Here is a 16,289-nt window from a genome sequence, read left to right on the forward strand (position 1 = left end):
GCGCTTGGTTAAGCTTTTTCATTCCAGAGTTTCGCCACTATTTCGGTGGTCGAATACTCAAAGTAATTTCCCTGGCTATCCTTATTTCGCTGAAACAGCTTGTGACTGTACGCCTTGAAGTTGAGCGCCAGAAGCTGGTGGAAATATCTGATAGAGAAAACCACCGTGTTGTAGAAGGCAGCCTGAAAACCGGTAGCAGTACTAGCGGGCTTTGTAAACCCCTGTGCTCTTTGCACTAACTCAGTTAATTCACTGAGCGTGATGTTAGTAACTTTTTGTGGGCTGGGTAGGCTGATGGCGAAGGCCAGGTTTTCTGCTCCGTCTTCTTCCCACCACTCCCACAGGTTAACGCCTGCCAAGTCTTTGCCGGTTAGCGTCTGTAGCTTGATCATCAGCTTGTCATTTTCGGCGTTGTCCTCGTCGCCATGTGCATCACAGAAAGCGGTGTAGTCCACAAGGGCTGCATAAACTTCGGGGTACAGCTGCTCGGCAACGTCGAATTGCGGCTCCAGTTCTTTTCGCAGTAGCATGGTTATCAAAGTCGTAGAATGGTGGTACTACCTGTCTGAGGTGTGGTGACCGGCGCTACCATTTATCTAGCCACTCCTTCGTGGTCGTAAATTACTCGGCCGTAACGATACCCGCATCCAGCAGTTGCTTGAGCTTGTGTAGCTGTTCGGCTGGATTAGTAGGGGCCGAGGCCGCTGGGGTTGCGGGCCACCTCACGCAAAGCTTTCAGCTTTTCCAGCTCCGCGAAGCTGAGGCCCGCCGAGGCTTGGGTGTCGGCCGTTGGGTCGGCTACGTAGCCGGTGCGCCGATAGGTATTTTCACAGCAGCGGCAAGGTATACTCCGAAAATTTATTTTCGGAGTATCTGCTCACAGCCTACCTCAAGCAGCAGGCTGACCCCAAAACGTCAATCACCCGCTACAACGGTAAGCCAGCCGTTAAATAGCACGCGCATTTGCCTACATACACACAGCCCCGTGCGGCCTTGCCCAGAACAACAAATCCGGATAAAGCGGCACGGGAGCTGCGTGGTGTTATTGCCAGAAAAGGCCCTGATTATTGGGATGTTACTCTTCTTCGGCCGCTACGATGGAGGGGCCTTCGGGCAGGTTGAGCAGCGGACCTAACAGCAGGGCGTTGGTGAAGAGGCGGTCCGTGCCGTGCCAGTAGTGCCGGAAGTTGGGATTGTCGGCGAAGAGGATAACCCGGCCGGTGCCCGCTTTGCTGACCACCACAGCCGCCGAATTGCTGATTTGCCGCAGGTTGGCTTTCGACACGTAGCCACTTACCAACGGCGTAGGCGTGTACTGCACCACCGTGGCGTAGGGGTTGCGACTAGGGCGTAGGAAGGTGGTGCCGTTGCGGAAGATGAACAGCTGCCGACTGGCCAACCCGAACCCAATTGGGTTGGTGGGGTCCACGGTGGCTTTGTAGATTGAACCGGCAATAGCGCGGGTACCTTCCTGCTCCTGCTCCACGAAGTCGACGCGCTTGGCGAAGGGCAATTCGCTTTTCTTGGGGCGTTGAGTGGCCTTCGGGGTGGGTGGGGTGGCTTCGGCTACGGCCACGGCAAAAGCCGTGGTGTCGGCCCAGCCGCCGTTGGCCGGAATTAGGAGTTTCTCCTTCACGATGCCCTGCTTGATGGCCCACTCCGAGGCGTTCTTGAGCGTGATGAGTGTGCCACCGTCCGTCACCCAGCGCCGGATTTTATCAACGGCAGCTTTGTCTAGGGCCGCATAGCTACCGCCCACCAGCACCAAGCTGCTGTAGCGGCTCAGCGGGGCGCGGCCCACGTTGCTTAGCTCGATGCGGCTCAATGGTAAACCCAAATGCTGGCTGGCCACGAACCACGCTTCGCCCACTTCGGCTACGTTGGTACCGGCACCAACCAGCAATGCCGCTTTCACTTCCGGCACGGCACGTACATTATTGGACCCCAAATCAATACCGCCTACGCTGAAGCCGGTGTTCACGCTGGTAAACGTCACTTGCGCCTGCCGGCTCACCCGGCTCACAATCTGAAACACCGAATCGGCGGGCAGCTTTTGCGTGGCCACCGGTACCACCAAGGAGCCGTACCCAAAGTCGATGGGCTGGGCAGTGGTACCGGCACGGAAGGGTTTGAAGGCGGTTTTCACGATGATTCCAGCTTGCTGCAACGCCACCAAGGCTTTCGGCGCGTTATAGTTGGACCAAGGCAGCAAGTAAGCATAGCTGCTGGCGCCGCCATTGACGGTGCCGGCCAAGGTTTTTGCGGCCGTTACGGGCGTGCCCTGCACGAGGCTAGTGTTTTTCTGCTTGGACAGCGGCAGCCCGTAGGCCTGGGCCTGGCTCCAACCGGTTACGTCGTAGAAGATACTATCATGGAAGGCGGTAACCTCCTCGAATAACGAGTGCACAATGCGGTACTGAGGCTGCGCGGCGGGCACCACGTAGGCCTTACCCTGCTCGAAAGTCTGCTTGTCGAGCGTTACCGTTTTGCCGAGTTCGTGCACCCGAATCTTGTGTTGCAGCAGCAGTTCCACGAACCGGTTAGTAAGCGTAGGGTCCTGGGCGTTGCCGAACACGTAGGCTTTGGTCGGGAACTTGCCCGCTGCCGTTAGGGCCGAGCTGAAAAACTCGCGCTGGTGGCGTAGGTACAGTTCCCGCTCCTCCACCGCTCCGCGCACGGTAGCCAAGCCGGTGGCCACGTGGTTGCGAATGGTGAACGGGAACTTCACCACGCCGTTGCCGCCTTCCTGCGCTATTCCGCGAGAGCTGCCCACCTCAAACGTCACGCCCACGCCCCCCTGAAAATCGGGATACGTAGAGCCGTAAATAGGCGACAGATTATCGAACTGCTCTTTGGTCCAGTACAACGCGCCAAGCTGGTCGAGGGCCTGGGCGTGGTATTTGGCCAGGTGCACGTTCAGCACTTCGTAGGTGGCCCTTGGAATGAGGTCGTTTTCGGTGCTCAGCGGCTTGGTAGGCTCGAAATAGTAGGTGCTGCTGGTGCCCATTTCGTGAAAATCAATCATCACGTTGGGGTACCACTCGTGGAAGAACGCCATCCGGGCCCGGCTTTCCGGCTGGGTCAGCGCCAGCCAGTCGCGGTTGAGGTCGGTGTAGAAGTGGTTGGTACGGCCATTGGGCCAAGCTTCATTGTGCTCCCGGTCCAGCGGATCGGTTACTGGGGGCCACGACTTGTTCTGATCGAACCAATGGGAAGCCCGGTCGCGCCCATCAGGGTTTTCCAGCGGGTCGATGGTAATAACCGCTTGGTCGAGCCACTGCTTGGTTTCGGGCGCGGTGGATGCCGTGAGGTAATAGGCCGTGAGCAGCGCAGCTTCCGAGCTAGAGCTTTCGTTGCCGTGCACCCCGTAGTTCAGGCTAATCACCACCGGCAGCTTACCATAATCGGGCGCCGGCAGCGACGGGTCTACCAAGCCTTTGCGCTCGGCTTGCAGCTTGGTTAAGTTCTGCTGGTGCTCTACCGACGTAATGGTGGCTACCACTTGGGGCCGCTCCTCAAATGTCTTACCCAGCACCCGCAAACTCACTTTATCCGACACCCGGTCCAACTCGCGCAGGTAGGCTACAATCTGGTCGGTGCGGGTGTAGTGCGAGCCAATTGGGTAGCCCAAAAACTGCTCGGGGGTAGGAATGGCCGGATCGAAGGAGCCAGCCGACGCTTTAGGGAAGTAATAGGCAATGGAACCGGCAGTCTGGGCCGTGGCTGGCGCCAGCGTCAGGCCCAAGCCAAGCGCGAGAAGGGCAGCAGAGAAGTATGGTTTTAACATAAAAATGGAAGTCGAAGGACTGGCAAGTGTAAATGAAGAAGTTCTCTATATCGAAATTCGAGAGGCCGTCATGCTGAGCTTGCCGAAGCATCTCTCCCGAACAGTGTCATGGCAACGAAGCGGGAGAGATGCTTCGGCAAGCTCAGCATGACGGTTACTGTGGTGGCTACAGGAAATTATTTCCTGAACCCTTACTGGCTTAATAGCCCGGATTCTGCTCCAAGTCTGGGTCGGCTACCAAGTCGTTGAACGGAATCGGGAACAGCCAGCGGCGCTGATCCGTGACGCCGAGCACCGCGCCGGCCCGGCCGGTACGCACCAGGTTGAACCACCGGTCCGCCTCGAAGGCAAACTCGATGCGCCGCTCGTTTTCGATGGCTAAGAGCAAGGCTTCGGCGCTGGCGGCGGTGCTGGCGGGTACTCCGGCGCGGCTGCGCACGGCGTTCAAATCGGCTAGGGCGTCGGTGAGCTTGCCTTGTTTGGCGCGGGCTTCGGCCCGAATCAGGTACTGCTCGGCCAGGCGCAGCACATAGCTAGGGTCGTCGCGCTGGGCCGAACGGCTGTAGAGGTTGCCGTAGGTGGTGGAGGTGCCGGCAATGGTGGTGGTAGCCAGCAAAGCGGAGCGGTTGCCGCCCACCGCCGGGTCGTTGAGTTGCGTAATGGCGGCCGGCACCGGCTGGAAGTTGAACTGGCCGCCCAGCGCGCTCGGGAACCAGTTGTTCCACATGCTGTTAGCGTCGGAGTTGCTGAAAGTCAGCTCGAAAATGGATTCCCGGCTCAGGAAGGGCGCCGTTGAAAAAGTGCGGTAGGGCGTCACCAAGCCGTAATTGGCGTTGCCAATTACCAGCGTAGCCGCCGCTTCGGCGTCCGTCCATTGCTGGCGGTAGAGGTGCAGGCGGGCGCGCAGGGCGCGGGTGGTGGCCTTCACGGCCCGGTTGCGGGTGGCGGCTTCGGGCAGCAGAGTTTCGGCCTCGTTCAAGTCGGCCAGCACTTGGTCGTAGGTTTGGGCGAGGGTGCTCCGGCGGATACCCTGGCCGTTTTCTTTGCCGCGGGTAGGCGTCAGCACCAGCGGTACGCCGCCCCAGCCCCGGCCCAAATCAAAATACACTAGGGCCCGCAGGAAGTAGGCTTCGCCCAGCAATTGGTTTTTTTCGGCGGCTGTTAGCAGCGGGTCATTCACGCCGGGCACCGCCGCAATAACGTTGTTGGCCCCGTTAACGGCCTGGTACATCTGGGTCCAGGCTTCGGTAATCAGCACGTTGTCGGCACTGAGCTGGTTCTGGTCGATTTGTAGGAACTGGTTGAGCGTGCCGTTGAAGCGCACGTCTTCGCCGGGCAAAAAGCCGAGCACCGGCCAGTTCAACTGGTAATAAGCCTGCACCCGGTCGTAGGCCCCAATGGTGGCCGAGCGCGCACTACCGGCATCGGTAATGGCACGGTCGGCGGGGAGTTGCTGCACGGGCGTAGGATCTAGCAGGTCGTTGCAACCCGTTAAGCCGGTTGTAGCCGCAGCCACGCTGAACGCAAAAAGAAGGCGGTATAGGTTCTTATTCATCTTAGATAAAGGCTTAGAATCCGACCGTTACGCCCACCTGGAAAGTGCGGGGCTGGGGCACCGTGGCCCAGTCGATGTTTTTGCTGTTTTGCACCCCACTCTGCGAGTTGATTTCCGGGTCGAGGCCAGAGTAGGGCGTGATGGTGAAGAGGTTGGCAGCCTGCACGTACACTCGTAGCGAGTTCAAATGCGCCCGGCCCACCACTTCCTTGGGCACCGTGTAGCCCAGCGTGAGGGTGCGCAACCGCAGAAACGAGCCATCTTCCAGGTACCGGTCGCTCAGGTTCTGCACCACGCCGCCGTAGTTGTTGCTGGCCGCGTTGGTGGTCAGGCGCGGCACGTCGGTGATGTCGCCGGGCTGCTGCCAACGGTCCAGCTGCTCGCGCAGGTAGCCGATGTTGCTTTGCGTACCGCCGTGCACCAGAAAGAAGCGGTTCATGTTCATGATTTTCGCGCCCTGCTCGAAGTTCAGCAGGAACCCAAAATCAAAGCCTTTGTAGCTCACCGAGTTGGTTACGCCCCCGAAGTAATCGGGCCAGGCATTGCCCACCAGCTTGCGGTCGGCCACCGATAGTTGCCCATCGCCATTCACGTCCTCATACTCGGCGTTGCCATTCTCGGGGTTCACGCCGGTTTGGTGGTAGAGCCAGAACGAGTACAGCGGCGCGCCTTCTTCCAGCCGGAAAATGTCGCGTGAGCCGGCCGTAATCGGGGCGGCCAGCTTCTCGATGCGGTTCACGTTGCGGGCCAGGTTGAAGGTGGTGCTCCACTGCACCGCGCCCTTAGGCAACCAGTTGGCGGTCAGCTGCACTTCCACGCCCTTGTTGCTCACCGCGCCGTAGTTTTCCACTACCGAGGCAAAGCCGGTTTTGCGCGGCACCGGCACGTTCAGCAGCAAACCCGAGGTGGATTTGTCGTAGTAGTTCAGCTCCAGTTGCAGCCGGTTTTGCAGCACGGCCGCGTCCAAGCCCACGTTCCACTGCCTAGTCGATTCCCAGCTCAGGTTGGGGTTGGCGAGCTGCAACGGCGTGGTGCCCGGCAGGTCGAGGTAGTTGGCCCCGCCCTGCACCAGTCCCAGCGCCGCAAAGTCGCTGATGCCGGCCTGGTTGCCGGTTCTGCCCACGCTGACCCGCAGCTTCAGCTCCTGAAACACGTTCAGGTCTTTAACGAAATTCTCTTCGCCTAAGCGCCAGCCCAGCCCCACCGCCGGGAAGTAGCCCCAGCGCTGGTCGGCCCCGAAGCGCGAGGAAGCATCGGCCCGCACGCTAAAGTCGGCGGTGTAGCGCTGCTTGAAGCTGTAAGTTGCCTTCCCGAAATACGACAGCAACCCAGCCTCCGAGCGAGCCGACGAGCCCGTTTGGGTGGCCGCCGAGGCAATGCTGGTTAGCTCGTTGCTCGGGAACTGCTGGCCGAACAGAGAGGTGCGCTGGAAGGTGTTTTTCTGGATGGTATTGCCCACCAGTGCCTGCAACGAATGGGTTTCCCCGAAATCCACGCTGTAGTTCAGGGTCTGCTCGTTGAGCAAGGTGATGTCACGCGAGAGGTAGGAAGTGGCGGTGCCGCGCGGCTGCCCGGCCAGAATCAACGTGTTGTTGAAGTTGTTTTCGTACATCTCATTGAAGTCGATGCTCCAACTGCTGCGCAAGGTTAGGTTCTTGCGCAAACGGTACTCGCCGTACACGTTCGAGATGCCGCGGGTGCCCACCGCGTCGTTGTTGAGGTTGTCGATGAGGGCCTGGTGGTTGTCGAAGGAGCCATACTTGGCGTACGAGCCATCGGGGTTGTATACCGGCAGATTGGTGCGCGGATATAACGCCGAGTTGATGACGCCCACCGGGTTGTTGTCGTTGCTGCTCACGTTGCGGTGCGTGCGCGTCAGGGCGGTGCTCGTTCCAATGCGCAGCTTGTCACTCACCGAGTTATCGAGGTTGACGCGCAAGCTGAATCGGTCGAAATCAGTGGGTCGGGCAATGGCTTCCTGCTTGAAATAGCCTGCTCCGATATAGAACTGCGTTTTCTCGGAGCCCCCGGCCGCCGACAACTCGTAGCTCTGGGTTTGGGCCGTGCGGAACACGTCCTTCAGCCGGTCGTAGGTTTGCTGCTCTTCCGGCAGGCCACGACCACCCGACGCTACCGAGCGGTACGGCAGCAACGCCGGGTTGCCGCCGTCATTCAGAAACCGCTCGTTTTCCAGCGTTGCCAGCTCCGAACCAGTTACCAAATCAAACTCTTTGGGCGCTTTCGAAACGGCGTGGTAAGTGTTGAAGGTGATGCGGGTTTTGTCGCCAGATTTGCCGCGCTTGGTCCGAATCAGCACCACCCCGTTGGCGCCGCGCGAGCCGTAAATGGCCGTAGCATTGGCGTCCTTTAGGATTTCCATGCTCTCGATATCCTGCGGGTTCAAATCGGCCAGCGGATTGGACGCCACTTGGTTGCCGAGGCCCGTTGCAATCAGGTTGCTGTTGTTGATAAACACCCCATCCACCACGTACAGCGGGTCGTTGCTGGCATTCACGGAGTTGCTGCCCCGGATGCGGATAAACACGCCCCCGCCCGGCACGCCCGAGTTGGCCGATACCTGCACGCCCGGCGCTTTGCCCTGCAAGAGTTGGTCGGGGCTGGCCGCCGGAATGTCGCGCAAGTCGTCGCCCTTCACCGAGCTAATGGCGCTGGTCAGGGTTTTGCGGTTCTGCTCGCTGTAACCCGTCACTACCACTTCCGAGAGCTGCTTCACGTCGGATTTCAACGCAACGCTCACGGTGCCCGACGTGGCAGTTGCCGTCTGGCTTACGTAGCCCACGGCGCTAATTACCAACGTGTTATTGCCCGCCGGTAGGTTCAGCGTGAACTGGCCGTTGGAGTCCGAAGAAGCGCCTACCGTGGTGCCTTTCACTACCACCGTAACACCTGGCAATGGAGTGCGGTCGGCGGCATCGAGGATGGTACCCGTCACGGTTTGTACGAGAGTGGTTTGAGCTAAACTCGTGCTGGCTAGGCTCAGCAAAGCCATGGGCACCGCCCCAAGAGTAGATAATTTCATATGAAAAATGAGTGTAGTGGCGAATGAACTCCGTGCGCGATGGCGCATCAGGAAAGCAATACTGGCAGCCGCATTTTCACTGAGTCGCGACTAACTCCCGTTCCCATTTCACGGCCCAAAAGGCACACAGGTGGGTATAATCCAACGAGTAACTCGATGAAAACCAGCAGTAAAAAGGATAGGTGATGATGCTAAAAAGCATTTGGCTATTGTGCAGGCAGCTCGTTGGAACGGGCAGCGCAAAGCCGGCAGGACATACAGGTGTCCATGCGCAGGGTAATTGCCAGGCGTGCTATAGCCTGCGGTTACCTAAGCAAACAAGAAGGAGAGAAGGGAATACCCGGTCCTTAGCAGCTCATACCTGTCATCCGCATACAGACAGTCGGACGCAGCAAGCCACAACAAGCCTGCGACAAAGCAGCACAAGTGGCAGATGGGGCGGCAAGAAAGGTGAAGGTGCTCACGGCAATGTTGTTTTTATATGGTCAGGACTTGGCACCGTTCCGGATGTTCCGGGGGTTGTCGGCGGTTCATCGAGCCTGTCTCTCCGCGCCTCTGTATAAAAACAATCCTTTACTTTATTGGAAAGAATTGATATTGCAAATGTAATGCAGGGTTTTTTAGAAATCCAAATTTTTATTCCGAGTGCAATCCAGTATAGTAAAATTTTGTACTTAATTGATGTACGCCGTGCTTTAATTGAAGTTGAACGAGTCAGTAGCTTTCCTAATAGCTCAGTCAAATAGTCCAAATAGGTCATTTGCAACATATTCAGCGCGACACCTAGCGAAAACGGGTATTAGATTATTAAAGGTATGGGGGGTGCGCAGTATGTGAAAATTACTGCCGAACAAACAATTAAACAGCCCTAGAAGCTGGTCAATCCGTCTTTGGGGTCAGCAGCTTCTAGGGCTGATGTAGCAAGGGTAACTCTGCTGGCAGCCCAGTCAGCGCCGTGAGAAGCGTCATTGTTTCGGCGGGCCAGGATGATTTGTAAAGCAAAGCGGAATCGCGGGCAGGTTGATCAATTGCCACGCGAGAGCAGTCGAGAACTTGCTAAATCTCCAATGCTTAGCCACGGCACTGAGTGCGACGAGTAGATGTGGAGGAAATTGTTGTTGGCGGAATAGAAAGAGGTGACACTCCACTAAAGTCGTTATTGGGTTAGGGGCAAAGGAATGGTTGAGACAATTCCTACTCCGGCGCTACCTCTAGCGTCAATATTTGGCCACCAATCTGCTGAAAGCGGGTTAAATACGTGCTGGGCTCTAGGAGCTGGTACGGGAAATAAAGCCCAGGCTGGACCGCCGGCCGGCCGTCTAGCCCGAGCAACCGCTCCAACAGCAGAGTAATGCCTAGGCCCGTCAGCGGCATTTGTCCTTGCGGATGCACTACCGCGTGTCGGGTGTGTAGCGGCTGCCCTGCGTGGTCTTCCCCAGCAAGGTCGATGAGTATTTCCGTGGACATCGGCTTGCCTTGACGGCGGGAAGAACTGATGCCAAACGCCAGCTTAAACTGCACATTCGGCGCACCAGTCGCCGTGGCCAGGCCGAGGACGTCATAGAAGGAAAACGTATCAGCTTTTTGCTCGGTGCCATCCACAGCGCGAATGGTGGTGTTGGCCTCGTCCATTTGCCAGACAAAGGCTCCATCGCGCCGGACAAGCGCTGCGGGCATAATCTTGTTTTGGCGCTCAAAGTCAGTGTAGCCGGCTGGGCCCGTAACGTCTTGCTCATCCAGCAACGCCCCAATCGTGATGGAGTGGACCCGGCCGAATACTTGGGCGAATTTCAGCGTGGGAATAGTGGTAGCGCCGACCAGCCATTCTGTGCCCAATACAACAGGGGCAGCCTGCGGCTGGTGCACATAAGCCGCTACCTCGGGTCCCATCTCGGAGATGCCCGCCGAGATGCTTAGGTGTGGGATGCCGCGGGTCTGAGCAAACCGAAGCGCAGCAAGGCGATGGTCCGTAAATAAGACAACCACAGCACTCACTGAGCGTTGACCCAAGCCTAAGTCTTCGGCGGCGAGATTAAGTGCAATGCCTTCGGCACTTGGTACTGCGGCTGCGGCTTCTTGCGCTTTTGCAAGGTCGCGGCCGCCTAGTAGTAAGGGTATCTCAGGATGTGCGTCGTGCAGGAGGCGAGCTACCCAGCGGCCAACGATACCAGAGCCACCAACTACAAGAATGGGTTGTTGTGTCATAATGATGCAAGTGGTTAATGAATATTTTTGACAAACATAAGCTACTGCAGGTAAGTTACCAAAAGTAACTTACTTTTGGTAGGTATATTAGTTGTTATCGGAATCAGATAACCTGAATATGGTTCACGCTTCGGATGCAAAAATCCCTCAGCGCAGTGCTGGTAGATTATCAAAGGCAGAGTGTAGGTAAAACTGCTTGATAATGAGATATTTGTAATTCAAAAGAAAGGTGCTGACCGCCTAACACTAGGTTACTTAGCAATCCGAGCTGGTGTCTCGAAGCCCATTCCCTACGAGCATTTCAGTACTCGTTTGGGGCTACTGAATGCGCTCTATAAATTACTGGATGAGCAGCAGCTACAAGCATTGCAAGAAGCACTAATGCGTGTACAGCAAAATTTGCGTGATACGGCGGACGTACTCGCAAAAGCCTATATTCACTGCTCGGTGGACACGGCAGGAGAATGGCAGGCCGTAAAGGCGGCCTTGTCGGGCAGCGAAGAAATGAGTGCGATGCAACAGGAGTTGCTGGCGGGCTACGTTCAGTTGTTTAGCGATACGCTAGCCCCTCATAGTGTGCTATCTTCCGCGGCGTTACATCGGTGCTGCGTCGGGCTGGTTGGTGCAGGAGAAGCTCTTTCTGTGCTGATGTTGAGTGGACAGTGAGGAGGATGCAGCTACCGCTTTTTCCTCCTTGATTCAGGGTAGCCTTCTGTTTTTGCCTCAGCCTTGAACGCAGGCATTGCAGTTAGTTGTCGCCGCTAAACCTGCGCATATTCTGGTAGAACCAATGATTCGCCCGTGTGCTGCGGCGTCCCGGTTTGCTCTCTGCTAAGGCTATTCAGTTTCGTTACAGTGGCCGGTAGCACTGGGCACATTCAACAAGACGAGGAAGGAAGAGTAGCCTTAAAGGGATTATCATAACCTGGTTTGCATGCCGTAACCCCAGTGTTTGTTGGTTGGGATTATGCATGTGGTAATTGGGGGCACAAAGCAGCTAAGATGCTATACCTATGAGGGTAAGTTTATGAGAGAAATTGCTGGGCCATTCAGTGCTTCTGCAAACTTTGGTTTCTACTATAGTTTAGCAAGCAAGCTACGTATGGCAATGCTGTAGCAAACGCTTTCTTGATCAGTACACATCTTTATGTTCTCAGCCCGCACACGTACCCGCTGTATCGTTCCTTTCTGGGTGTTTTTGGGCGCTTCAGTAGCTGTTCCGGCGCATGCACAACTTGTGGCCTTTCCGGGTGCTGAGGGCTTTGGCCGGTTGGCTACCGGCGGCAGGGGCGGGCAGGTAGTGGAAGTCACCAATCTCAACGACGCCGGGCCGGGCAGCTTCCGCGACGCGTTTACGCAGTTTCCTGGTGAGCCGCTAACCATCGTGTTTCGGGTGGGCGGCATTATCGAGCTGAAATCGACACTTAAGCCCAACCGCTCCAACGTTACCATTGCCGGCCAGACGGCACCCGGCGACGGTATCTGCCTGAAAAACTACACCTTCAAGTTGCACGGCAGCAATATCATTGTGCGTTACCTCCGTTCCCGGCCCGGTAATCTATCGGGAGCCAACACATCGGGGGTGTATGGCCTGAACCTAGAGAACTGCCAGAACTTCATTGTGGACCACTGCTCCATGAGCTGGTCGATTGAAGAAGCGGCGACGTTCTACGACAATAAGTACTCGACGGTGCAGTGGTGTGTGGTGAGCGAGAGTTTGAACTCGTCGTTCAATGGGAAAGGTGACCACGGTTACGGGGGGGTATGGGGCGGGCAGTACGCCTCCTACCACCACAACCTGGTTGCGCACCACCACAGCCGCGCCATCCGCTTCAACGGCGCCCGCGCCCACGATACCACGGCCGTAGTGGACTACCGCAACAACGTGATTTACAACTGGGGCGACATGAATGCGGCCTATGGCAACGAGTTGAACATTAAGGGCGGTACAGCACAGCTCAACATGGTAAACAACTACTATAAAGGCGGTCCGGCCACCCCCGCTGCCCGCGCCGCCGTCATCTTCGACGTCTATCAGACGTACGATGCTTTCAACCCCGACAAGCCCGTAGGCACCGTGTATGCCGCTGGCAACTATGATGCGGGCTACCCCAAAGTCACGGCCGACAACTGGAAGGGTATCCGGCTACACTACTACCCGGCCACAGCCGTGAATTTTGCCCGCTTCCGGCAAGCCGCCCTCACGCCTAATTTAGCGCCCATCACTACTGAAACGGCCGAGGCCGCGTATCGGGCGGTGCTGGCCGGTGCCGGGGCCACCGTACCCGTGCGCGATGCCGTGGATGCACGCATTGTGCAGGAAACTCGCACCGGCAAGGCTACCGGTAGCAGCCCTGGCGGCAGTGCCACCTACGGTCTGCACCAAGGTATCATCGACTCGCAAGCTGATGTAGGAGGATGGCCTGAGTACAAAGGTGGCCCCGCGCCCACGGACACCGACCATGATGGGATGCCGGATGCTTGGGAAAAAGCGCATAGCTTAAACCCCGACAACGCTGCCGACCGCAACGGCACCACGCCTAGTGGCTACACTCAACTCGAAGAGTATCTGAATAGCTTAGCCGCAGGGAGTATTAGTACCGACAAAGTGAAGCCAGCTACTAAACCCACACGTCGCTAGCTCAGCCCAGAACAGCTGGAGTCAGTACGTCGCCTATAATTCCCGCACCCAGATGTTGCGGTAGCTGATAGGCTCACTTGGGTCGCCGTGCGACTGGAGCTTGATAGGAGAGGGGCCATGGGCCTGGTAACTGGGTGCGCCGATGTAGAGGGTGGCGCCTTTAAGCTGTACGTTGTTCTGCACCAGCACCCCATTGAAAAACACCGTCACGCGGGCCGGTGTCAGCAACGTACCATCAGCGTTGAAGGTGGGTGCCGTCCAGGCTACGTCGTATGATTGCCACTGGCCAGGTTTCTGGGTGGGATTGGCCAGTGGAATGAGCTGCTTGTAGATGCTGCCGGCCATGCCGTTTACGTAGGTGGCGTTCTGATAGGAGTCCAGAATCTGCAACTCATAGCCTAGGTCACCTTTGCCCAATGAGGCTAGAAACACGCCGCTGTTGCCGCGTACCTGCCCGGTGCCCGCAATGGTGGCCGGCACTCGCCACTCTAGGTGCAGCTGGTAGTTGGTGAATTTCTGCTTGGTTTCGATGTTGCCGGTCTTCTTGTCCACCGTTAGTAGCCCATCGGCCACTTTCCAGCCGGCGGGCTTGTTGCGGTCCTCTACCGATACCCACTGGCTGAGGTCTTTGCCGTTGAAAAGCACTACCGCGTCGGAGGGCGGCGGGGTGAAAACGCCAGTGGCGGTTACCACTTTCGGAACGGGTTTCCAGACCTCCGTATCCTCGGGTTTGCCGGTTTGTGGGGTTTGCGCCATGGCGGAAAAGCTTAGGAGCGAAGAAAGAGCAAAGACAGCGGATTTCATGGTGGGAGAGGCTAGGGAGCGAAGAAAAAAGAGGCGGCGCAGGTAGTGTCTACACGTCGCAGAGCTGCACGGCTTGGCGCAACGAGGCGAGGCCGTCGGGTTGGCGCGGGATGAATTCCTGGGCTACGAAGCCTTTGAAGCCGGTTTTTACAATGGCCCGCATAATAGCAGGGTAGTTCAGCTCCTGCGCGTCGTCTAGCTCGTGGCGGCCTGGCACGCCGGCCGTGTGGTAGTGGGCAATGTAGGGGTGGTACTCGCTGAGGTTACGGATGACGTCGCCTTCGTCGATCTGCATGTGGTAGATATCGTAGAGCAGCTTGAAGTTCTCGGAGCCCAGCTTTTTGGCTAGTTCCGCGCCCCACCACGTCCGGTCGCACTGGTAGTCTTTGTGGTCGATTTTGCTGTTGAGCAGTTCCATTACCAGCACCACTTTGTGCTTGGCGGCCAACGGCATGAGCGGTTTCAGACCCTCCACGCAGTTTTTCCAGCCGGTTTCGTCCGACATGCCCCGGCGGTTGCCGCTAAAGCAAATCAGGTTGGTGTAGCCGGCTTGGGCCACTTTCGGAATCATGTCGGCGTACTGCTTTTGCAGCTGCGCATGAAACTTGGGGTCGTTGAAGCCGTCGGTGAGGTTGATTTCGGCGCCGTTGCACATGGGCGAATCCAGCCCGTGCTTTTTGAGCGTGGGCCAGTCGGCCGGACCTACCAGGTCAATGCCTTTGATGCCCATGCCTTTGGCAGCAACGCACAGTTCCTCTACTGACATCTTCCCGAAGCACCAGCGGCATACCGAATGTTTGATATTGTTTTTCAAGGGCATAGCGCGAATTACTTGTGTTTCATCCGAGGCGCTTGCTGCCGATACGCCCAGCGTGGTGGCCGCCACGGCCCCAGTTACCATGCCCTTCAAGGCTGATCGACGATTCCAATTTGTCATGCGGAAAGTTAAACAGCTTGTGATAAAGGAGTGGCTGGGTCCTGAATAGCTTCTGCGGGCGCGGTTTGTGGCTCCTTTTGGTCCCGGAAAAACGCCAGGAACGCCAGCAGCACCGCCACCGCAATACCGGCTGGAATCAGCCAGATCATGCGCCAGTCGTGGGTGGTAGGGGTGGTCTGGTACGCATCGAAAATGCGGCCCGATAGCAAGGTGCCAATCAGCATGCCCACACCGTAGGTGGCCAGCGTGATGAAGCCTTGGGCCGAGCTTTTGAACCGTTCCCCGGCCAGATTGTCGGTGTAAATCTGGCCCGTTACGAAGAAGAAGTCGTAGCAGACGCCGTGCAGCACAATGCCGGCAATCAGCATCCAATAGTTGCCGAGGCCGTCGCCGTACGCGAAGAATACGTAGCGCAACACCCAGGCGGCCATGCCAATAGCCAGCATCTTCTTCACGCCCAGCTTGCTGAAAAACAGCGGAATAGCCAGCATAAACAGCAACTCCGATACCTGTCCCAAGCTCTGTACGCCCGCCGCCGACTTCATGCCCACTTCGTTGAGGAAGGGATTGGTGAAGCCGTAATAGAAGGCCAGTGGGATGCAGATGGCAATGGACGCCAGGAAGAAGATCAGGTAGGAGCGGTTGCGCAGCAAGCCAATGGCATCGAGGCCGAGCAGGTCACCAATCGAAGTTGAGGTACCTTGCTTGACGGGCGGCGTGGCGGGCAGCGTAAAGCTGAACACGCCCAGCAATGCCGAAGCCCCAGCAGCCATCAGGAAGGTGGCCTGTAGGCTGTTGGTCTGTTCCCAATTCAGCCAGCCAATGGTGAGGCCCGCTACAATCCAGCCTAGCGTGCCCAGTACCCGAATCGGCGCAAACTCTTTCTGCGGATTCTGCATCTGCCGGAAGCTAATGGAATTAACCAACGCCAGCGTGGGCATGTACAACACCATGTAGGTGAGGATGTTGGGGTAGAAGCTGCCGAAGTCTGGGGCCGAAGAAGCCCGCCAGAGCAGCAGCGCGCCCGCCAAGTGCAGCACCCCCAAAATCTTCTGCGCCGAGAAAAAACGGTCGGCAATCAGGCCGATGATAAAGGGCGCTACAATGGCCCCGATAGACTGCGTCAGGAAGGCCACGCCCACTTGGGTACCCGAGGCGCCCAGGTTGCGCAGCAGGTACGTGCCCAGCGTCACGAACCATGCGCCCCAGATGAAAAACTCCAGGAACATCATGATGGACAGCTTGATACGGATAGAAGCAGTCATAAGCAGGTGGGGTTGGAAGTATAGGGGAGGGGTACGTAGTCGAGCGTCGGAATGA

10 protein-coding genes and 1 riboswitch are annotated in these 16,289 nt (G+C 57.4%); of the genes, 2 read left to right on the plus strand and 8 right to left on the minus strand.

Annotation, left to right across the window (positions count from 1 at the left end; translation table 11 throughout):
- Positions 1–8: 8 nt before the first annotated feature.
- From G536_RS0123890 to G536_RS0123910, 5 genes are all read right to left on the minus strand, one after another.
- A complete protein-coding gene (locus tag G536_RS0123890; RefSeq protein ID WP_211223355.1) occupies positions 9–539 on the minus strand; it encodes a hypothetical protein in 531 nt (176 codons plus the stop codon).
- Positions 540–1,075: 536 nt separating this feature from the next.
- The gene (locus G536_RS29625; protein WP_071837807.1) at positions 1,076–3,787 is read right to left on the minus strand and encodes a M14 family zinc carboxypeptidase; all 2,712 of its coding nucleotides are present in this window, start codon (positions 3,785–3,787) and stop codon (positions 1,076–1,078) included.
- 199 nt (positions 3,788–3,986) lie between these two features.
- Complete coding sequence (locus G536_RS0123900) at positions 3,987–5,342, minus strand: RagB/SusD family nutrient uptake outer membrane protein (protein WP_022826139.1); 1,356 nt, start codon at positions 5,340–5,342, stop codon at positions 3,987–3,989.
- A gap of 13 nt (positions 5,343–5,355) precedes the next feature.
- Entirely contained in the window at positions 5,356–8,382 is a 3,027-nt protein-coding gene (locus G536_RS0123905; RefSeq protein WP_245575883.1) for a SusC/RagA family TonB-linked outer membrane protein, read from the minus strand.
- Between the two features lie 474 nt (positions 8,383–8,856).
- Positions 8,857–8,948: riboswitch (SAM riboswitch) on the minus strand.
- Between the two features lie 628 nt (positions 8,949–9,576).
- Entirely contained in the window at positions 9,577–10,587 is a 1,011-nt protein-coding gene (locus G536_RS0123910; protein WP_022826141.1) for a hypothetical protein, read from the minus strand.
- Positions 10,588–10,899: 312 nt separating this feature from the next.
- On the opposite strand from G536_RS0123910, the gene G536_RS30035 reads away from it, so the two are divergent.
- Together G536_RS30035 and G536_RS29635 are read left to right on the plus strand one after the other, a co-directional pair.
- Positions 10,900–11,253: a PX domain-containing protein gene (locus G536_RS30035; protein WP_245575884.1), complete on the plus strand. Its 354-nt coding sequence runs from the start codon at positions 10,900–10,902 to the stop codon at positions 11,251–11,253.
- A gap of 571 nt (positions 11,254–11,824) precedes the next feature.
- Positions 11,825–13,228 carry a pectate lyase family protein gene (locus G536_RS29635; RefSeq protein WP_051167084.1) on the plus strand — a complete coding sequence of 468 codons (1,404 nt, stop codon included), beginning with the start codon at positions 11,825–11,827 and terminating at the stop codon, positions 13,226–13,228.
- Between the two features lie 33 nt (positions 13,229–13,261).
- Here G536_RS29635 and G536_RS0123925 read toward each other — a convergent pair whose 3' ends face one another.
- The 3 genes from G536_RS0123925 to G536_RS0123935 are packed head-to-tail and all read right to left on the minus strand — an operon-like array spanning position 13,262 to position 16,234.
- Positions 13,262–14,032, minus strand: a complete 771-nt coding sequence (locus G536_RS0123925) for a 3-keto-disaccharide hydrolase (protein ID WP_026880536.1) — start codon at positions 14,030–14,032, stop codon at positions 13,262–13,264.
- A 49-nt stretch (positions 14,033–14,081) separates the two neighbouring features.
- Positions 14,082–14,969: a hydroxypyruvate isomerase family protein gene (locus G536_RS0123930; protein ID WP_026880537.1), complete on the minus strand. Its 888-nt coding sequence runs from the start codon at positions 14,967–14,969 to the stop codon at positions 14,082–14,084.
- Between the two features lie 8 nt (positions 14,970–14,977).
- On the minus strand, positions 14,978–16,234 hold the full coding sequence (locus G536_RS0123935) for a nucleoside permease (protein WP_022826145.1): 1,257 nt from the start codon (positions 16,232–16,234) through the stop codon (positions 14,978–14,980).
- Positions 16,235–16,289: the final 55 nt, after the last annotated feature.

Source organism: Hymenobacter norwichensis DSM 15439 (genome assembly GCF_000420705.1).
Classification (GTDB): Bacteria; Bacteroidota; Bacteroidia; order Cytophagales; family Hymenobacteraceae; genus Hymenobacter; species Hymenobacter norwichensis.